Source organism: Rhodococcus sp. G-MC3 (genome assembly GCF_030063335.1).
Taxonomy (GTDB): domain Bacteria; phylum Actinomycetota; class Actinomycetes; order Mycobacteriales; family Mycobacteriaceae; genus Rhodococcoides.
In genome coordinates, this window is record NZ_JASISW010000023.1 from 26284 (window position 1) to 46565 (window position 20282).

16 protein-coding genes are annotated in these 20282 nt (G+C 63.8%); 8 read left to right on the plus strand and 8 right to left on the minus strand.

The window, feature by feature from the left end:
• Window positions 1–58 precede the first annotated feature (58 nt).
• The 3 genes from QMK17_RS21455 (at window position 59) to QMK17_RS21465 (ending at window position 6136) form a co-directional block, all read left to right on the plus strand.
• Window positions 59–4573, plus strand: a complete 4515-nt coding sequence (locus tag QMK17_RS21455; RefSeq protein ID WP_442972810.1) for an ATP-dependent helicase — start codon at window positions 59–61, stop codon at window positions 4571–4573.
• Window positions 4574–4575: 2 nt separating this feature from the next.
• Window positions 4576–5358, plus strand: coding sequence for a DNA-formamidopyrimidine glycosylase family protein (locus tag QMK17_RS21460; RefSeq protein ID WP_283511326.1), 783 nt, complete (start codon window positions 4576–4578; stop codon window positions 5356–5358).
• A gap of 235 nt (window positions 5359–5593) precedes the next feature.
• Entirely contained in the window at window positions 5594–6136 is a 543-nt protein-coding gene (locus tag QMK17_RS21465) for a hypothetical protein (protein WP_283511327.1), read from the plus strand.
• Here QMK17_RS21465 and glpD read toward each other — a convergent pair whose 3' ends face one another.
• From glpD to QMK17_RS21480, 3 genes are all read right to left on the minus strand, one after another.
• Entirely contained in the window at window positions 6137–7870 is a 1734-nt protein-coding gene (gene glpD, locus QMK17_RS21470) for a glycerol-3-phosphate dehydrogenase (protein WP_283511328.1), read from the minus strand.
• Between the two features lie 248 nt (window positions 7871–8118).
• Window positions 8119–9300 carry an aminotransferase-like domain-containing protein gene (locus tag QMK17_RS21475; protein ID WP_283511329.1) on the minus strand — a complete coding sequence of 394 codons (1182 nt, stop codon included), beginning with the start codon at window positions 9298–9300 and terminating at the stop codon, window positions 8119–8121.
• A gap of 194 nt (window positions 9301–9494) precedes the next feature.
• Window positions 9495–10898: an NAD(P)H-quinone dehydrogenase gene (locus QMK17_RS21480; RefSeq protein ID WP_283511330.1), complete on the minus strand. Its 1404-nt coding sequence runs from the start codon at window positions 10896–10898 to the stop codon at window positions 9495–9497.
• 171 nt (window positions 10899–11069) lie between these two features.
• Here QMK17_RS21480 and QMK17_RS21485 point away from each other — a divergent pair, with 171 nt between their 5' ends.
• Window positions 11070–11534 carry a gamma-glutamylcyclotransferase gene (locus QMK17_RS21485; RefSeq protein WP_283511331.1) on the plus strand — a complete coding sequence of 155 codons (465 nt, stop codon included), beginning with the start codon at window positions 11070–11072 and terminating at the stop codon, window positions 11532–11534.
• Here QMK17_RS21485 and QMK17_RS21490 read toward each other — a convergent pair.
• From QMK17_RS21490 to QMK17_RS21500, 3 genes are read right to left on the minus strand one after another with little or no spacing between them, the layout of a single operon-like run.
• Window positions 11531–12694, minus strand: coding sequence for a M20 family metallopeptidase (locus tag QMK17_RS21490; protein ID WP_283511332.1), 1164 nt, complete (start codon window positions 12692–12694; stop codon window positions 11531–11533). The genes QMK17_RS21485 and QMK17_RS21490 overlap by 4 nt on opposite strands.
• Entirely contained in the window at window positions 12691–13851 is a 1161-nt protein-coding gene (locus QMK17_RS21495) for a M20 family metallopeptidase (RefSeq protein WP_283511333.1), read from the minus strand. The genes QMK17_RS21490 and QMK17_RS21495 overlap by 4 nt, the downstream gene beginning before the upstream one ends.
• A gap of 18 nt (window positions 13852–13869) precedes the next feature.
• Window positions 13870–14574, minus strand: a complete 705-nt coding sequence (locus QMK17_RS21500) for an enoyl-CoA hydratase/isomerase family protein (protein ID WP_283511334.1) — start codon at window positions 14572–14574, stop codon at window positions 13870–13872.
• A gap of 60 nt (window positions 14575–14634) precedes the next feature.
• Between QMK17_RS21500 and QMK17_RS21505 the strand changes: the two genes are divergently transcribed.
• Window positions 14635–15507 carry a purine-nucleoside phosphorylase gene (locus QMK17_RS21505; protein WP_442972809.1) on the plus strand — a complete coding sequence of 291 codons (873 nt, stop codon included), beginning with the start codon at window positions 14635–14637 and terminating at the stop codon, window positions 15505–15507.
• The gene (locus QMK17_RS21510; RefSeq protein WP_283511336.1) at window positions 15504–17105 is read left to right on the plus strand and encodes a phospho-sugar mutase; all 1602 of its coding nucleotides are present in this window, start codon (window positions 15504–15506) and stop codon (window positions 17103–17105) included. Before QMK17_RS21505 ends, QMK17_RS21510 begins: the two co-directional genes overlap by 4 nt.
• Before the next feature lie 48 nt (window positions 17106–17153).
• On the opposite strand, the gene QMK17_RS21515 is transcribed toward QMK17_RS21510, so the two are convergent.
• Window positions 17154–17984 carry a DUF2797 domain-containing protein gene (locus QMK17_RS21515; RefSeq protein WP_283511337.1) on the minus strand — a complete coding sequence of 277 codons (831 nt, stop codon included), beginning with the start codon at window positions 17982–17984 and terminating at the stop codon, window positions 17154–17156.
• 68 nt (window positions 17985–18052) lie between these two features.
• The gene (upp, locus tag QMK17_RS21520) at window positions 18053–18676 is read right to left on the minus strand and encodes a uracil phosphoribosyltransferase (protein WP_283511338.1); all 624 of its coding nucleotides are present in this window, start codon (window positions 18674–18676) and stop codon (window positions 18053–18055) included.
• 129 nt (window positions 18677–18805) lie between these two features.
• Between upp and QMK17_RS21525 the strand changes: the two genes are divergently transcribed.
• Window positions 18806–19105: a type VII secretion target gene (locus tag QMK17_RS21525; protein WP_283511339.1), complete on the plus strand. Its 300-nt coding sequence runs from the start codon at window positions 18806–18808 to the stop codon at window positions 19103–19105.
• A complete protein-coding gene (locus QMK17_RS21530; RefSeq protein WP_283511340.1) occupies window positions 19102–20280 on the plus strand; it encodes a C40 family peptidase in 1179 nt (392 codons plus the stop codon). Before QMK17_RS21525 ends, QMK17_RS21530 begins: the two co-directional genes overlap by 4 nt.
• Window positions 20281–20282: the final 2 nt, after the last annotated feature.

Here is a 20282-nt window from a genome sequence, read left to right on the forward strand (position 1 = left end):
GTTTGTCGGTGCCTGGGGGCATCATGAACGGGTGGCAGGGAAACGCGGGTCCGAGCGCATCGTCGACTCAGCGCTGTCCAAATTCAGCCCGGCCACGCAGCAATGGTTCGCCGGGGCCTTCGACAGCCCGACTCCCGCCCAGGCAGGCGCGTGGAATGCCATCGCCAGTGGTCGTCACACCCTGGTTGTCGCCCCTACCGGATCCGGTAAGACCCTCTCGGCGTTCCTGTGGTCCATCGATCAACTCGCCGTGCGCGAGATGCCCGAGGAGCGCAAGACCAAAGTGCTCTACATCTCACCGCTGAAAGCCCTGGCAGTCGACGTCGAGCGGAACCTACGCGCCCCATTGGTCGGCGTCACGCAGACAGCGAAACGCCTCGGGTTGGAGCCACCGGACATTTCCGTCGGCCTGCGGTCCGGAGACACGAGTCCAGCCGATCGGCGCGCGATGGCCAAGACTCCCCCGGACATCCTCATCACCACGCCGGAGTCTCTGTTCCTCATACTCACCTCCGCGGCCCGCGAATCGTTGTCGATGGTCGATACGGTCATCGTCGACGAGGTTCACGCCGTCGCCGGCACCAAACGCGGCTCCCACCTGGCACTGTCGCTGGAACGGCTCGACTTGATGCTGCCCAAGCCCGCGCAACGCATCGGATTGTCGGCAACGGTGCGTCCGCACGAAGAAGTGGGGCGCTTCCTCACCGGCGCCTCGCCCATAGAGATCGTTGCTCCACCCTCGACGAAGACCTTCGATCTCTCGGTGCAGGTGCCGGTCGAGGACATGACCGAACTAGGGGTGAAGGAACCGGCCGACGGAGATTCGTCCGCCGCACCCCAGCATGGATCCATCTGGCCTCACGTCGAGGAAAAGATGGTCGACCTCATTCTCGAACACAAATCCTGCATCGTGTTCGCCAATTCGCGACGGCTTGCCGAACGGCTCACCGCTCGACTCAACGAAATCTATGCCGAGCGAATCGGCGACGGGGTGGTCACCGAGCACAAGCCTGCGTCACAGATAGGCGCTTCCAGCGATGTGAACCACGGAGCCGATCCACTGCTTGCACGCGCGCACCACGGCAGCGTCAGCAAGGATCAGCGTGCGCTCATCGAGGACGATCTCAAGACCGGTCGGCTCCGATGCGTCGTAGCCACCAGCAGCCTGGAGCTCGGAATCGACATGGGTGCAGTTGATCTCGTCGTTCAGGTCGAAGCTCCTCCTTCGGTGGCGAGCGGTCTGCAACGAGTGGGACGTGCGGGCCACCAGGTGGGCGAGATCTCCAAGGGAGTTCTGTTTCCCAAACACCGAACCGATCTGATCCACTGCGCCGTCACCGTCGAGCGGATGACGACGGGCAAGATCGAGGCACTCTTCGTTCCTGCCAACCCCCTCGATATTCTGGCGCAGCAGACGGTCGCGGCATGCGCACTCGAACCGATCGACGCCCACGACTGGTTCGACGCCGTTCGTCGCACCGGTAGTTTTTCCACGCTGCCACGTTCGGCATACGAATCCACCCTCGATCTGCTGTCCGGTCGCTACCCTTCGGACGAGTTCGCCGAACTACGGCCGCGGCTCGTGTGGGACCGCGACGCGAACACGCTCACCGGGAGACCGGGTTCGCAGAGACTGGCGGTGACGTCGGGAGGCTCGATCCCCGACCGCGGATTGTTCACCGTGTACATGGTGGGCGAGAAAGCATCGCGCGTAGGCGAACTCGACGAGGAGATGGTCTACGAGTCGCGCGTCGGCGATATTTTCGCACTGGGCGCGACAAGCTGGCGCATCGAGGAGATCACGCACGACCGAGTATTGGTCAGCCCGGCATACGGGCAGCCTGGGCGCCTTCCGTTCTGGCACGGCGACGGACTCGGTCGACCAGCCGAACTCGGCCGCGCACTCGGCGAGTTCCTGCGCAGCACCACCGAACGCGAGTCCTTGGAAGAAAGGCTCTCCGACGACGGGCTCGACGCGAATGCCGTGACCAATCTTGTTGCGTTGCTGGATGATCAGAAGCAAGCCACCGGTCAGCTTCCCACCGACCGGACCATGATCGTCGAACGATTCCGAGACGAACTCGGCGACTGGCGGCTGGTCCTGCACTCCACCTACGGCCAGCAGGTGCACGCGCCGTGGGCACTGGCCATCGGAGCTCGGCTGATCGAGCGCTACGGCATCGACGCAGCACCCACCGCGTCTGACGACGGCATCATAGTTCGGCTGCCCGATACCGAGGATCAACCGCCGGGCGCGGATCTGTTCGTGTTCGAGAAGGACGAGATCGCCGACATCGTCACCGAGCAAGTCGGCGGTTCGGCATTGTTCGCTTCGCGATTCCGCGAGTGCGCCGCTCGCGCGCTGCTTCTCCCGCGCCGCAACCCGGGTAAGCGAGCACCTCTGTGGCAGCAGCGACAGAGGTCGGCACAACTACTCGATGTCGCCCGCAAGTATCCGACATTCCCCATTCTGCTCGAAACCGTGCGCGAGTGCCTCCAAGACGTATACGACCTCCCCGCGCTCGAGGAGATCTTGGCGCAGATCGGTCGAAGGCAGATCCGGATCGTCGAGATCGAAACACAATCACCGTCTCCGTTCGCGAACTCGTTGTTGTTCAACTACGTCGGCGCATTCATGTACGAGGGAGACAGCCCGCTCGCCGAGCGCCGCGCCCAGGCACTCTCGCTCGACAGTGCACTACTGGCCGAGTTGCTGGGACGTGTCGAGCTCAGGGAACTCCTCGATCAAGCCGTCATCGAGATCACCGAATTGGAACTGCAGCGCCTCGCACCCGACCGGCACGCGAAGGACATCGAAGGCGTCGCGGATCTGCTCCGAATGCTCGGTCCTCTCACGGCGGAGGAAGTGGCCGCTCGTACCCAGGGCGACGAGTCCTTGCTGTGGCTCACCGAACTGGGGGCGGCCAAGAGGGCGATGGAAGTCAGCTTCGCGGGGGAAACCTGGTGGACGGCCATCGAAGACGCCAGCAGGCTGCGGGACGCTCTCGGTGTGCCGCTACCCATCGGCACGCCTGCCGCCTTCATCGAACCGGTTGACGATCCGCTCATGGACCTCGTCAGCCGGTACGCCCGAACCCACGGGCCGTTTTCGGTAGCCGACCTGGCCACCAGATTCGGCCTCGGAATCGCGGTCGCCCGAACCGCACTTGCCACCCTCGGTGCGGACAAGAGGGTGATCGAAGGTGAATTTCGCCCCGAGAAGACGGGTAGCGAATGGTGCGAAGCGGAAGTTCTTCGCCGGTTGCGACGCCGATCGCTTGCCGCCGCACGCCAGGAAGTCGAGCCTGTCGCCACCGCGACCCTCGGCCGCTTCCTCCCCGCATGGCAGCACGTGGGAAGCCGTCAACTCAGCGGAATCGACGGCGTCGCAACCGTTGTCGAGCAACTGGCGGGTGTACCGATTCCCGCATCCGCGTGGGAACCTCTCGTGCTTGCGTCCCGAGTGCGTGACTACTCCCCCGCGATGCTCGACGAGCTCACCTCCACCGGGGAGGTCATGTGGTCCGGCCATGGATCCATCACATCCAAGGACGGTTGGGTTTGCCTGCACATGGCCGACACTGCCCCGTTGACACTGGCTCCACCAGCCGAGTCCGATCTGTCCGAACTTCAGCTGAGGGTGCTAGACGCCGTCGCGGCGGGCGGCGCCTACTTCTTCCGGCAACTGTCGGACACCGTCGGGAGCACCGACGACGACAGTCTCCATGCCGCGCTGTGGGAGCTCGTCTGGGCCGGCAGGCTCAGCAACGACACATTCGCGCCGGTGCGGGCGTTGCTCAATGCCACCACGCGTGCTGCACCCAGCCATCGAGCGCCGCGGCGAACACCGAGACTCCGCTCGTACCGCCGATTCGACCGTCCCACCCTCCCCACGCGCACAGGTCCGCCCACCGCGGGTGGCCGGTGGTCACGGCTGCCCGAACTCGAACCCGATGCCACCGTGCGCGCTCATGCGACGGCAGATGTCTTGTTGGAGCGCTACGGCATCGTCACTCGCGGTTCGGTCATGAACGAGGGCGTGCCAGGCGGATTCGCGACGATGTACAAGGTGCTGACAACCTTCGAGGATTCCGGACGCAGTCGGCGCGGATACTTCGTCGACTCACTCGGCGGGGCTCAGTTCTCCACATCCGAGGTAGTGGACCGCCTGCGTACCTACGAGGAGCGGGAGAAGACCGGCGCAGTGGTTCTCGCTGCCTGCGATCCGGCTAATCCATATGGTGCTGCCCTGAACTGGCCCAAGCGCGCAGCCGAGGACGAGTCGTCGAAGCATCGCCCAGGACGCAAGGCCGGCGCGCTCGTCGTGCTCCACGAGGGCGAACTGGCGCTCTACGTCGAACGAGGAGGTAAGACCGTGCTGACCTTTTCCGACGACGACGCCGTGATCGCAACGGCCGCACATGCCGTGGCCGCTACAGTCAAACGCGGCGGTGTGGAAAAACTTCTGGTCGAGCGGGTCGACGGACACGACATCCACGGCACCGCATTCTCGAAAATTCTGACCGAGGCCGGATTCTCCGCCACTCCCCGCGGCCTGAGATTGAGAGGCTAGGCGTGCCCGAAGGCGACACCGTGTACCGCGCTGCGAACAATCTCCGCACGGCACTCGAAGGAAAGATGCTGACAGGCTGCGATATTCGCGTGCCACGATATGCAACAGTCGATTTCACCGGCCAGACCGTAGATGCCGTCCTCTCACGCGGTAAGCATTTACTGATCCGTATCGGCGATTACTCCATCCACAGCCATCTCAAGATGGAAGGCACCTGGCAGGTCTATGCGCCCGGCGCGAAATGGCGCAGGCCTGCGTTTCAAGCCCGCGCAATCCTGTCGACGGATTCAGCGATTGCTGTCGGTTTCGAACTCGGTGTGCTGGAGATCGTCGAGAACGAGGACGACGCCGTCGGATATCTCGGCCCCGACCTTCTGGGGCCCGACTGGGATGCACCTACTGCAGTATCCAACATTTCCACCGATCCGGATCGCCCAGTGGGCCTGGCCCTGCTGGACCAACGCAACCTTGCCGGTTTGGGCAACGTCTATCGCAACGAGATCTGCTTCCTCAGAGGCATCGATCCGAGGACTCCGGTGAAAGACGCAGGCAACATCGCCAAGATCGTCGATCTGTCGTTTCGAACGATCATGGCGAACAAGGACCGCAGCCAGCGTGTAACCACCGGTGACCGTCGCGCGGGTCGTCACTTCTGGGTGTATGGGCGGGAGAACAAGCCGTGTCGACGGTGCGGAACCACCGTGGAATTCGGGTTGCTGGGCGACAATCCGCTGGAGGAACGTCAGATCTATTACTGTCCATATTGTCAGCCTGGCCCCAGCTGATTCACAGCTGCAGCCGCCAAGATCGTATGCATGATGTTCATAGCGATACTTACTTTTGCGGTGATGGCCGTGTCGGGTTCGGTGGCGGCCCGGGCACCGCGCTCACTTGTCCGGACTCGACGTCAGCAGGCAGCGCCACACCGGACCGCCGCGCCGAGCCTGGGGCTGGCCCTGTCTCGGTGAGTCAGGGCTAGATACCTCACCGACAGCGGATGAGTGACTAGCATGGTCCGGCATGGCACCGAACTTCCGCCAACTCGTGCACCGTCCGTTGCTCTCGCGTGAGCATCCACTGGATCCAGAAACTGCGGCCAGCCGGATCAGCGCCTACGTCTACGGCAACATTCTCCTACTGACGGTTCTCATCCCGCTGACGTCACCGGAGGAACACTCCTTCCAGGGCGTGGTCATCGTGGTGGGAACTGCAGTGTCGACGTTCGTGGCGCATGCCTTCGCCGAGAGTGTCGGCGAGACCGTGCGCACGGGGACTTCACTGTCACGATTGGCCAGGCTCTCGCGGCTTCGCGACTCGGTGCCCGTCCTCAGCGCCGCCGTCGCTCCTGCAGTGCTGTTGGCCATCGGTTGGGCCGGTCTGCTCGACCCGTCGATCGGTCAGATAGCCGCGGAAGTCACGGTGATCGCGAGAATAGCGTCGACCAACTTCGTCGTCGGTCGGCTGCGGGGCGAGAAACCCACCCGTGAGACCTTTCTAGGGTCGCTCGTACTCTCAGTCGTCGCTATCGTCGTTGTTGCGATCAAGGTACTCCTGACGCACTAGCTACACGATCGGCTGCACCGGTTCGAGGATTTCCTGACGCGCCTCGGGCGCCACCGCGCGCAGCGCATCAGCCGATTCGTCGTCGGGCTGCATCTGAGACTTGATCTCGGCCTCGACCCGAGCGTTGTACGTCTCGACTTCGCGATCGACCGTGGCGGCATCCCACCCGAGCACGGGCGCCACCAACGCCGCAACCTGCCCGGCGCAGTTGACCCCGCGGTGTGTGTACTCGATCGAGATGCGCGTACGACGAGAGAGAATGTCTTCCAGGTGCAGCGCACCCTCTGCGGCTACGGCGTAGACCGCCTCCACCTGTAGGTAGCTCGGCGCATCGGTGATCGGTTGCAGGAGCTCGGGCTTGTCCTTCGCCAATTCCAACACTTCGTCGATGAGTGAGCCGTAGCGATCGAGCAGATGCGTCACTCGGTACGGATGAAGCTTGTACATCTCCGCCAGATGGTGCGTCTGATTGACGAGGGCGAAGTACCCGTCGGCACCCACGAGCGGGACCTTCTCGGTGATCGACGACGCCACCCGTGCCGGAATGTCGTCCGCGGCAAGATCCACGGCGTCCTCGGCCATGACGCGGTAGGTGGTGTACTTACCGCCTGCGATAGCGACCAGCCCCGGTGCGACTCGAGCGACGGCATGCTCGCGTGAGAGCTTCGACGTCTCGTCGCTCTCCCCGGCAAGCAGCGGCCGCAGCCCGGCGTAGACGCCGTCGATGTCCTCGTGGGTGAGCGGCGTGACCAGCACAGTGTTGACCTCGCCGAGGATGTAGTCGATATCGGCTTTGGTCGCTGCCGGATGCGCGAGATCGAGTTTCCAGTCCGTATCGGTCGTGCCGATGATCCAATGCGCACCCCATGGAATGATGAAGAGCACCGACTTCTCGGTCCGCAGAATGATCGCAGCTTCACTGACAATGCGATCGCGAGGAACGACGATGTGCACGCCTTTCGATGCGCGAACGCGGAAACGCCCGCGCTGCGAAGACAAGGCCTGGATCTCGTCGGTCCACACACCGGTTGCGTTGATGACGACGTTGCCACGCACTTCCGTCGTTGCACCGTTTTCCGAATCACGTACGCGTACACCGGAAACGCGATCGGCCTCACGTAGAAACCCGACAACCTGGGTGGAGGTACGCACGATCGCACCGTAGTGCGCCGCGGTCCTGGCGACACTCATGGTGTGTCGGGCGTCGTCGACGACGGTGTCGTAGTAGCGAATTCCGCCGATCAAGGACTTGCGCTTGAGCCCGGGCGACATGCGCAAGGCACCGGATCGCGTCAGATGCTTCTGCGCCGGAACGGACTTGGCGCCGCCCATAGTGTCGTACAGGAAGATCCCTGCGGCGATGTACGGGCGCTCCCACACACGATGAGTCAGGGGGAACAGAAATTTCAGCGGCTTGACGAGGTGGGGGGCCAACGTCGACAGTGAGAGTTCACGCTCATGGAGGGCCTCGCGCACCAATCCGAATTCGAGCTGCTCGAGGTAGCGAAGCCCGCCGTGGAACATCTTCGACGATCGGCTCGACGTACCCGACGCGAAGTCGCGGGCCTCGACGAGCGCGACCTTGAGACCGCGGGTGGCGGCGTCGAGCGCAGCGCCTGCGCCGACGACCCCACCGCCGATTACGACGACGTCGAACTCCTCGCTACCGAGCTTGTCCCATGCGTCCTCGCGCGCCTGCGGACCGAGGAAGGTGGTGTTCGATCGATTGCTCAAGAGTCCGCTCCCCAAGTAGATCGTTTCACTGGCGCCGGTCCAAGGCTACCGTTCCCGTGGACAAGACGCGTGAAACCAAGTGCCGAAGAAGGAGTGAGAGTGATCTCGGCCACCTTCATCGCATCGATCGACCAAGGACGACATCGAGCAGGCGTGTCATCTTTCGGTCACACGACCTGGACGCCGCATCTTGATCCGGCCGTTCGAGACGAGATGAACGAAAAGTGGACCCCCCCGGTCCAACCGTCCTACAACAGCGTGTGAGCGGCGCTCAGCCTGTTCACCGCCTCGCGAAGTACCGGTTCCGGAGAGCTGGCGAAGCACAGTCGAACCGAGCCGCCGTGCGCAGGCGTGTCGGCGAAGGCACGTCCGGGGACGAAGGCCACTCCGTTCTCCACGGCGCGCGTCAGCAGAGCCGTCGTGTCGGTGCAGTCGTGAAACGTCGTCCAGACGAACATCCCGCCTTTCGCAAGGGACGTGGTTGCCCTGTCTCCGAACGCGTCATGCAGGGCGTTGCGCAGCGCGGTGGCACGAATGCCGTATTCGGTGCGAAGTGTCGCAAGATGACCATCGAGCCACTCAGTGTCCGCCAACATGTGCGCCGCCATCTGCTGCGTCATCGAGGAACCGCACAGGTCCGCACCCTGCTTGAGCAGTTCGACGGCATCGCACACCGGCTTCGGAGCGATCAGCCATCCCACCCGCAGTGCCGGAGCGAGAATTTTCGACGCGCTCGACAGTCGGACGACGCGGTCGGTGTACGACGCAATGGGCGCCGGAGGTGCAGCGTCGAACCATATCTCGCCGTAGGGATCGTCCTCGAGTATCCAGAACCCGTAGCGGTCGGCAAGTTCGGCGAGATGCCTACGCCTGCGCTCCGAAATTGTCACCCCGCGTGGATTGTGGAAGTTACTCACAGTGTGGACAAGCGCGGGACGCAGGCCCGAGACGAGCCTGCGTTCGAGTTCACCGGTGTCCATACCGTCGTCGGTGATCGGTATCGCCCGAACGTCGGCGTCGGCAATCGAAAAGACTTGCAACGCACCAGTATAAGCTGGTTCGTCGACGACGACGATCGATCCCGGATCGAGCAGCGCCTGAGCGACGAGCGTCAGCGCCTGTTGGGATCCGTGGGTGATGACGACCTCGGACGCGTCGACGATTCGTCCCATCAGCGTGGATTCGCGGGAAGCGACCACTTCACGCAGCGTGCGCCACCCGGAGGTTTCGCTGTACTGGACAGCTGACGACTCCGCTAGAACATCAGCCGATGCCTCTCGAATACGTTGCACGGGAATCAGTTCTGTCGCCGGCAAACCGCCCGCGAGGCTGATGACGTCGTCGCGCGCCGTCAAGGACAGTAAGTCCCGGATGGCAGAACTCTTGATCGAGCCGACGCGTGCGGACAATGCGGGTACGGATGTTGCCATGGGATGCTCCCAGCGTCGGTGTCGGGATGAACGAGCTACCCAAGGATCGACTGGGGAGTGATGGTGCCGCGTGGTGGTCGGCTCATTCCACAATGTCACGACATTTCAGAACATGAAACCTGCATCCCACAAAATGGGATTCGGTTGGTGGCACGGAAGAGCGCCTCCGAAGCGACTCATCCGTGCCGCGGGGTCTAGTCGAGGTCGTCGTGGCGCATCAGCTGACGTGCGGCCTCGGTGATGGAACCTGTCAGCGACGGGTAGACCGAGAACGTAGCAGCGAGATCGTTCACCGACAGATTGTTCTGGACCGCCATCGCGATCGGCAGAATCAGCTCGGACGCGGTCGGAGCGACGACGACTCCGCCGATGACGACACCGGTTGCCGGCCGGCAGAAGATCTTCACGAAACCACGCTTGAGCCCGGACATCTTGGCCCGTGGATTGGTACTGAGCGGAAGCATCACCGTCCGAGCCGGCACATCACCCTTGTCGATCGCCGACTGGCTCACGCCGACGGACGCGATCTCCGGCCGCGTGAACACTGCCGACGCCACCGTCTTCAGCTTGATCGGAGTGACACCCTCGCCCAGCGCGTGATACATCGCGATACGGCCCTGCATTGCGGCGACAGATGCGAGTGGCAGGAGGCCGGTGCAGTCGCCCGCGGCGTAAATGCCCGCAACCGAGGTTCGAGAGACTCGGTCCACCCGCAGGTAGCCGCCGCGATCCAGCTCGATTCCGACTTTCTCCAGACCGAGCCCTGACGTGTTGGGAACCGAACCGACAGTCATCAGTGCGTGGCTTCCTTCGACCGTGCGGCCGTCGGCGAGCTTGACGATCACGCCGCTCTCGGTGCGCTCGACCGCTTCGGCGCGGGCGTGCTTGACGAGCGTCACTCCCCGCTCGTTGAACGCATCCTCCAGCACGAGTGCTGCGTCCTCGTCCTCGTGAGGCAGCACGCGGTCACGGCTCGATACGGCCGTGACCTTCACCCCCATCTCGGTGTAAGCCGAGACGAACTCTGCGCCGGTGACGCCGGATCCTACGACGATCAGGTGCTCGGGCAAAGCGTCCAAATCGTAGAGCTGACGCCAGTTGAGGATGCGTTCGCCGTCGGGCTCCGCACCTTTGAGGACTCTGGGGCTTGCACCGGTGGAGATCAGTACGACGTCGGCGTCGAGAATCCGCTCGGAGCCGTCGGCGAGGGTGGCACGAATCTGATGCGCTGCCATCCCCACCTGTGTATCGATCATCTCGGCGCGACCGGAAATCAGCTCGACGCCTACCGAACGAACCCGGGCGGCAATATCGGCGGACTGTGCCTGAGCAAGGCTCTTCACGCGCTCGTGGATCTGCGGAAGCGAAATCGCCGCCTGCGATGGGTCGAGCGAAATACCGAGGTCGCTCGCCCTCCGCATTTCGGTTCGAATACCGGTCGAGGCGATGAATGTCTTCGATGGCACACAGTCCCACAGAACGCAGGCGCCACCGATCCCCTCCGAATCGACCAGCGTCACCGTTCCCCCGTGCTGCGCCGCCACCAGTGCTGCCTCGTACCCTGCGGGTCCGCCACCGATGATCACGATCCGGCTCATTTATCCTCTTCCAGAAATGGGAACTTTCGGGCTCTGTCGGAGTCAACGGTATTCCAGTGACGGCCGCCGCGCATCGGTAAGGATTACTTCACTTCGTCTCGAGCTGGGAGAACGCGCCGGACGAGGGTCGCCCCGCGACCCCGGAATCGCCGACGGTTTAGGCTGGCCGACGTGCCAATCTATGCCGCGTACGGATCGAACATGCATCCAGAGCAGATGTTGCAGCGTTGCCCGCACTCTCCCCTGTCCGGAACAGGGTGGCTGCACGGATGGCGGCTGACGTTCGGAGGCGGCGACATCGGGTGGGAAGGAGCGCTGGCGACGGTCGCACCCGACCCGGACGAAAAAGTTTTCGTCGTCCTCTACGACGTCTCGGTCGAGGACGAGGAGAGCCTGGATCGCTGGGAAGGCTCCGAACTCGGCATTCATCGCAAGGTGCGGCTCCGCATCGACACCGCCGATGGTCCGGTGCTGGCCTGGTTGTACGTCCTCGATGCCTATGAGGGTGGATTGCCCTCCGCCCGCTACCTCGGCGTCATGGCAGAAGCAGCGGAGATCGCCGGAGCTCCCGCCGAATACGTTCGTGGACTCCGCACCCGAAACAGCCGCAACGTCGGGCCCGGAACCACCAGCTAGTTGGGGTCGAGCGCGATGCTCGTCATGACTTTCACGCCGACGGAGAGAGCTCGTTCGTCGAGGTCGAACGTCGGTTGATGGATGTCGAGCTGAGGGCCGGTACCTGACCAGACCCCCAACCGTGCCATCGCGCCCGGCACTTCTTCCAGGTACCACGAGAAGTCTTCACCGCCGCCCGATTGCGCTGTGTTTGCCAACGCAGCGGGCCCGACTCGCCGTATCGCGTTCTCGAACGTCCTGGTCGCGGCTGCATCGTTGACGACAGGCGGAACCCCGCGCTTGTAGTGCAGCTGGAACCGCACGCCCGTCGGCGCGAGTAGACCGGTGACGATCTCCTTCACCATCGGCTCCAGTAGTGCCCACGTTTCGTGGTCACCGGTCCGCACGGTGCCGGTGAGCATTCCGGACTGCGGGATCGCATTGGGGGCTTGCCCTGCCACGACGGCACCCCACACCATCACAGTGCTGGTACGCGGATCGATTCGACGGCTCAGCATGCCAGGCAGGCCGGTGATCACGGTGCCCAGCGCGTAGACGAGGTCGGTCGTCAGGTGCGGACGTGAGGTGTGCCCACCGGGTGAATCAAGGCGGAGTTCGACGGTGTCGGCTGCCGAGGTGATCGCGCCCACCCGCACACCGACCTTGCCTGCTTCGAGGCGCGGATCGCAGTGCAAGGCGAAAATTTTGGAGACGTTCACCATGGCGCCTGCCGCGACGGCGTCGAGGGCACCGCCCGGCATGACTTCCTCTGCGGGCTGGAAGAGCAACCGCACGCCGAAGGGGAGCGAGGGTAGTGACGCCAACGCCAACGCCGTTCCGAGCAGAACCGTCGTGTGCGCGTCGTGGCCGCACGCGTGCGAGACACCGGGAACCGTCGAACTGTAGGTCGCTCCGGTGAACTCCTGCAGTGGAAGAGCATCCATGTCCGCCCGCAACGCGACACGTGGTCCACTCGGTCCGATATCGCAGATCAGTCCGGTTCCGCCGGGTAGAAGCTTCGGCGACAGACCGGCGGCTTCCAGCTTCTCGACGACGAAGGCCGTGGTCGCGAATTCCTGACGAGCGAGCTCGGGATTGGCGTGTATATGCCTGCGCCACTGCGACAGATCGTCTGCGTGGTCGACGAGCCACTTCCCGATGAGAGCAAAGTTGTCGATCATCTTTTCGCCACACCGTCCAGTAGACGCGCGCGGACATCGACATCCTCCGACGCACGAATTACCGTGCGCGCCAGCAACTTGGCACCGTCGAGCACAGCGTCGTCAGCGGATTCGGTGACGCACGCCGCAGCGAACTCAGGCTGATGCGTCACCGCGCCCCTCGAATCCAACCCGATCACCGGGTGAATCCCGGGTAGAACTTGCGTCACGTTTCCCATGTCGGTGCTGCCCAGAGGGCGAAATCCTTCCAATTCAGGTGCGAGCGGTTGTCGGCCGATAGCTTCGGCTTCGAGGCGGTAGGTCGCTGCCAACCAAGGATCTGGGCGCAGCTCCGCATACGTCGGAGACACCGTCCTTATGTCGTGAGTACACCCGGTGGCCAGTGCGCCCGCCGCGAAGCAGGCAAAGGCTTTCGTCGTCAGCGCAGCCAGGGACTCGGAGGTGTGAGCGCGCAGGTAGTACAGAAGCTCCGCGTGACCGGGGACGATATTGGGCGCGAGACCGCCGTCGCTGACGATGCCGTGGAGTTGCTGCCCCGGCGCTAGATGTTGACGGAGCAAACCGATGGCGACCTGGCTGATGGTCACGGCATCGCCTGCGTTGATCCCCCATTCAGGGGCCGCCGAGGCGTGCGCGGCGCGGCCGGTGAACCGCACAGCCACGTCCGACAGAGCCAACGAAGTGGCGCCGACGATGTCGAACGGACCTGGATGAATCATCAGTGCCGCTGCGACGCCATCGAACACACCGCGCTCGAGCATCAGTACTTTGCCGCCGCCACTCTCCTCGGCGGGAGTACCGAGAAGCTTGACGGTGATGCCCAGCCTCTCCGCAAGCGGAGCGAGCGCAATGGCAGCTCCCACCGCCGATGCCGCAATGATGTTGTGTCCGCACGCATGACCGATTTCCGGCAGGGCGTCGTATTCGGCGCAGATGCCGATGACCAGTTCGCCGCTACCGAACGTGCCGGTGAAGGCAGTGGCCATATCGGCGACGCCGGTGTCGATCTCGAAATCGTGAGCTCGCAGCAGTTCGCAGACCTTCGCGGCGCTCCGATACTCCTCGAAGGCCAATTCCGGCTCGGAATGTATCGAATGCGACAGCGCAATCAGGTCGGTTGCAGCACGCTGCACACCTGCATCGGTCTCATCGATCACCGACCCAGTCTGTCACTACTACTTTCCGAAGCTGAAGTTGCTGTCGTCGGTCGGAGTGTTCAGTGCCGTGAGAACGTCGACGTGAATGCTGCGCTTGATGCCCGCGAGGTTCTTGCCATGGGTACTTGTCAGCCCTGCCGCTCGCTCGACCGCAGACGAGAGCACCTCGTCCTCGGCCACGGCGAGCTCTGCAATTCCGGCTGCCACGGCGTCGGCGCCGCCGAAACGCTTACCGGTGGTCATGGCTTCGACCGCAGTCTGCTTGGGAAGCCGGCTGTTCACCAGAGCGGACATTCCGATCGTGAACGGCATGTTGAGGTTGACCTCCGGAAGACAGTAGAAGCCGCGGTCGGCGCGAACCACACGGAAGTCGTGCGCAGTGGCCAGCATCGCTCCTGCACCGAACGCGTGGCCTTGAACTGCGGCGATCGTGGCCATCGGGAACTCGAGCAGACGCGTGTACAGCGTGTGGACCCGATCGAGATACCAGGTGATCTTGTCCAGGTTGGCGAACAGCCAGTCGGTGTCGAGGCCGTTGGTGAAGAACTTGCCGGTTGCGGTGGTGACCAATGCAGCGGGGCCCTCGGTTGCCTCGACCTCGTCCAGCAGTACGTGGACGGCGTCGATCCAGTCGGGACTGAAGCGGTTCTCGTTGTGCTCGGGACCGTCCTTGTCGCCGAGAAACAAAATGTGGACGTCACCGTTGCGTTCGAGATAAGGCATGAGCGGATACTACCCGGGGGTAACTTCCGAACAAATGCCCATGGCGACTACTGCTCATGCATGCCTTCGCGCACATCGCCAGCCCATCTCCTAGGGTTGTCACCCGTGGGAACAACTGATGCACACGAAGCCGATCCGACCGTCGACCCGAAGGGCGCGGCCGCCACTGCTGCCGCTGCGATAGCCGAGGCGACCGGCGTCGCTGCGCACTCGGTGGCGATCGTGCTCGGGTCCGGATGGCAGGCCGCGGCCGACCGGTTCGGCGAGCCGACGGCGACCCTCCGGATGGTCGACCTACCCGGTTTCGCACCGCCGTCGGCGGCGGGCCACTCGGGCACCATCACCTCGGTGAACGTGGACGGTACCCACACTCTGCTATTGCAGGGACGCACTCACGCGTACGAGGGCCACGAACTTCGGCGAGTCGTGCACCCAGTGCGCACGGCAATCGCGAGCGGAGTGAGCACCGTGGTGTTGACCAACGCAGCAGGAGGCATTCGCGACGGCATGAACGTCGGGCAACCGGTACTGATCTCCGATCATCTGAACCTGACTGCCCGGTCGCCGTTGATCGGTGCCGAATTCGTGGATCTGGTCGACGCCTACTCCCCTGAACTGCGCGAACTCGCCCGCAGCATCGATCCATCGCTCGAAGAGGGCGTGTACGCGGGCCTTCCGGGCCCGCACTACGAGACGCCGGCCGAGATACGCATGCTTCGCACCATCGGCGCCGACCTCGTGGGGATGTCGACGGTGCACGAGACTATTGCCGCACGTGCCCTCGGTGCGCGCGTACTGGGAGTTTCCCTTGTCACAAACCTGGCGGCGGGAATGACCGGCGAGCACCTCGACCACAAAGAAGTGTTGGAGGCGGGCAAGGCATCGGCATCGCGCATGGGCGAACTGCTACACCGACTGGTGTCGATGCTGTGACATCCACACTTTCCGAACAGGTTTCCGAGTGGATCGCCGGCGACCCCGATCCGCTCACCCGCGAAGAATTGTCGGAACTCTCCGAAGACGAACTGGCCGAACGTTTTCGGGCGCCACTGAGCTTCGGCACCGCAGGCCTCCGCGGGGAAGTGCGCGGCGGGCCTAACGGAATGAACGTCGCGGTCGTCGTGCGTACGTCCGCTGGGATCTGCGCCTGGCTGCAAAAGAAATGCCTCGGCGGGTCGACAGTCGTCGTCGGACGGGACGCCAGGCACGGATCCGAATCGTTCGCTGCTGCCGCCGCCGAAACATTCGCCGCGCATGGTTTTACGGTCGTGCTACTTCCCCGACCGCTTCCGACCCCGGTTCTCGCGTTTGCGGTACGCGCTCTGGACGCCGATCTCGGGGTGCAGATCACCGCGTCCCACAATCCTGCTGCCGACAACGGCTACAAGGTCTACCTCCGAGGCGGCGCCCAGCTCGTTCCTCCCGCAGACCGAGAGATCGAAGCAGAGATCGCTGCGATAGGTCCAGCCGTCGACGTGCCGAGAACGTTCGTCTCCCCCGGCGGCTCGGACATCACCGCACGGTATCTCGACAGGCTTCCGGCACTCGTTCGATCGACCGAGCGGGGCATAAGAATTGCCCTGACTCCACTGCACGGCGTGGGCGGTGAAGTAGCACTCACAGCGCTCCGAGGACTCGGCTTCCACGACATCCACCTCGTGGAAGCCCAATTCGAACCCGACCCGGAATTTCCCACCGTCGCGTTCCCCAATCCGGAGGAGCCAGGAGCTGCCGACGCGCTTCTCGCTCTTGCTGCGGAAGTCGATGCCGACCTGGCGATCGCGCTCGATCCTGACGCCGATCGGTGCGCGATCGGAGTGCCGACCACGACCGGGTGGAGGATGCTCAGCGGCGACGAGACCGGAGCACTTCTTGCAGAGCACATTCTGCAGTCGGCACCGCCGAACTCGTTGGTCGCCAATACCATCGTTTCCTCGCAGCTACTGTCGGCATTGGCCCCGGCCCGCGGAGCTCGATACGCACGAACACTCACGGGTTTCAAGTGGCTCGTACGCGCCGGATCCGGGCTCGTGTACGCGTACGAGGAAGCGATCGGGCATTGCGTCGATCCAACCTTCGTCAACGACAAGGACGGGATCTCCGCCGCTGTCGTCCTCGCGGACTACACGGCGTCACTGAAGGCCGAAAAGCGCACCCTCACCGATGTTCTCGATGATCTCGCTGTCGAATTCGGCGTCCATTTCGGCGCCCAGGTCTCGAAACGGGTGGACGAACTCACCGAGATCGAGCAGCTCATGGAACGCCTGCGCGCCGATCCTCCGACCGAACTGGCGGGACGTGCGGTCACCGTCACCGACTTGCTGGCCAAACGTGGACCGCTCAGGACCGATGCCGTCGAAATCGTCGGAGACGGCGTGCGCGTCATCGTCCGGCCGTCGGGTACCGAACCGAAGGTCAAGGCCTATCTCGAGGTGGTGGTGCCATCGCCCAGCAGCAAGATTCTTCCCGTTGCTCGGGCCGAAGCAGGCGGGATTCTCGAGGAGCTTCGGAGGTTCGCCCGCGCTTTGTGAGCGGAAATACGTCTCAGGGGACGTATTTCCGCGCACGTGCGCGGAGCGCTAGAACAACGCCGACTGCACCGCGGGGAGCTCGGAGGTGAAGTCGCCGAACCGAACTCGGCGACCTTTGAGCTCATGCAGATCGACGACGTACGACGCGGTATCGATCGTCACGATCGCGGCTTGGCCGATGCACGCGTCGACCGTGAATCCGTGTTTGCCCACGGTCAGGTCACTCGGATACGCAACCCTGTTGCCCGAGGCCAGATCCCGGAAGCCTGCGACGCGCCATGACTCGTCGACGACGCGGTGTCCCGATTCTTCGGCATCGGGCCGAAGTAACTCGCGTACTCGATCCGCGAGACGGGCGGTCGCAGCTTCGAGCCTGACGGTGTCGACGGGCACGGCAAGGGCCGCAGCCTTCGCCGATGACCGGACAGACTGACGTACCTGCATTTCCTCGGTCACGCGATCCTCGAGGACACGAATAATCTTCCCGTCCTGTGCCCACGCCACATAGCGCGCGCAGATGGCGCCCTGCTCGGCGAGTCTGCCCCATTTGCGTGTGTCTGCCGCAGTCCCGACCTTGTGCACGCCGTTGGCGAACGTCGCGATGTAGAGCCAGTGAGGCTGCATCACATGGGCTTCGAGCGCGCTCGAGACGAACCCACCTCGGTGAATGGTGTGAACGAAACGAAAGCTGTCCTTCGACTCGCACTGCTCGCACTGTGATCCCACCTCGACGGGCCGCTGCTTCGGACACGGCACGTATTCGGACGGCCCGCCCTTCTTGAACGCAACCCGTCCGGTGCACCATCTACCCGGACCCAGCGCCTCGAATCCGATGCGAGTGCCGCGCAGCTCGACATGACCGACTTCTTTGGTATCCACGTCGACGATCCGCAGGCGCGGATCGCCGTCAGTGGCCGGCCAGGTGACTCCGAGAACCAGCGACGTGCTCAGCGCGGACCGAACTGCCGGTCGCCGGCATCGCCGAGTCCAGGAACGATGAAGGCATTCTCGTTGAGTCCGTCGTCGACGCTTGCTGCGACGAGTCGAACCGGCAGTCCCGACGCCTCGAGCGCGGCAACACCCTCGGGCGCTGCCACGACGCAGATCGCGGTGACGTCGGCGGCGCCTCGTTCGACGAGCAGCTCGATGGTGTGCACCATCGACCCGCCGGTCGCGAGCATCGGATCGAGGACATACACAGGTGTGGTCGACAGGTCGTCGGGAAGCGATTCCATGTACGGCACCGGCTGATGGGTTTCTTCGTCGCGTGCGATTCCAACGAATCCGACCCGCGACTGTGGGATCAGTCCGCTGGCCTTCTCGACCATGCCCAGACCCGCCCGCAAGACCGGGACGAGCAGCGGCGGACGTGACAACCGGGTACCCGTGGTGGTGGCTACCGGCGTCTTGACATCGAAATTCTCGATCGCGGCATCGCGGGTTGCCTCGTACACCAGCATGTGGGTGAGCTGGCGGAGTGCGGACCGAAATGTCGCGTTGTCGCTGCGCTCGTCGCGCATCGTCGTGAGCAGTGCAGCGGCCAGTGGGTGATCGACCACATGAGTTTCCATTCTTGAAGGATAAATGCGGGAACCGATCGGCGTTCACGTGCGTCGAAACCTGTGAAGGAACTTTCTTGCGCTGTACGCAAACTGCTCAGCTCGGCACTTCACGGCTCGAATTTCTCAGGGGGATGGACGATGACCGAGGTATCGGCACTACCGGCGGGAATGCTCGAGTATTCCGCGACCGCAGCGAACATGTCGGCGCAAGTCAGCGCCGCTGCCGTTGCAACAACGGCGTGCGGGCCTGTGGTCCTCACTCCGGTGTTCGGACTTATCGGCACCGAGTTTCTGGCTGCGTTCGCATGCGCCCATGCAGCGCAGGTGGGGGCTCTCGGGCAGTTGGCAACCACGGTGGGAAGCATCGGCGTAGCGGCCACTGCCTCGGCTGCCGGTTACGTCGGATCCGACTCGGCTACCGCTGCGAGCCTGATGTGATCGAACTACTGGCCAAACCCATCACCGATCTGCTCGGCGCGTTCGGCTCGGGAGTGATCCCTACCGGAGGGCCCACCGACGTCATCCGCGCGTCCTCGGGGGCTCTCGACTCCATATCGACTATCGGGCGATCCGCGGTAGCGGAACTCGCGTCCACGTGGAGCGGGCCCGCCGCTGCAGCCGCGATCGAGCTAGCCGGCCAGGCTCATACCAGCGCTGTCGGACTCTCCGATCACGGATCGGAGATCGCCGCCATCGTCGATCTTGCCTGCGACAAGGTGTACGCAGGAGTCGTCGAGCTCCAAGGAATCGCTCAGTCGTTCGCAGCCATCGCGATGTCCGCAGCGCCGCTGATCTTCACCCCGCCCGCGCAGACGATGCTCATCGCAGCGGCGATCGAGCACCTGCAGCAGGCGCTCGCCGTAGTCGCGCGTGTACGCGCTGAACTCGCCGCGCATACAGCCGAAATCAGCGCATTCGCGTCCCCGCCAGCGGTTCCGCAACCCGCCGGTGCTGCTCCCGGCACTGCGCCTGCGGCAGCGGGTCCTCAGGTAGCCGGCGGCGATCCGGGAAGCCAATTTCTGCAGAACTTCACAAAGACAATGTCATCATCCGCTTCCTCGGTGTCCCCCGACGGGCCGACGAGTCCGCTGACATCTCCCGCAGGAACGTCCTCCCCAAGCATGTCCTCGCCCGGCTTTCCTTCGTCCAATCAAGACATGTCGACGGCCATGGGGACTCCGGCGCGTTCCTCGGCAGCGGTCAGCGGCGAGGGAGTCGAGGTCGCATTGCCGGACGGCAGCGTCGCAGTCGCGCCGAACGAGCAAGCCGCCGGCGCAGTGCGGAGCGCGTTGACCCAGCAGGGCACCGACTACAGCTGGGGCGGCAACGAACCTGGCCGCGGACTCGATTGCAGCGGACTGACCAAGTGGGCCTACGGGGAGCAGGGCGTCGAACTGCCGCGATTGGCTCAAGAACAGTACGTCGGCGCCAGCGTGAACTCCGACGAGGTGATGCCGGGAGACCTTGCAATCTGGGACGGCCACGTCGCCATGGTGATCGGCAACGGCCAGATGGTCGAGGGCGTCGAGCCGCAGGTTCAGGTCTCCGAGATTCGAACCACGAATGGTGGCATGGGCTTCAAGGGCTTCTATAGACCAACTCTCGCACCATAGCC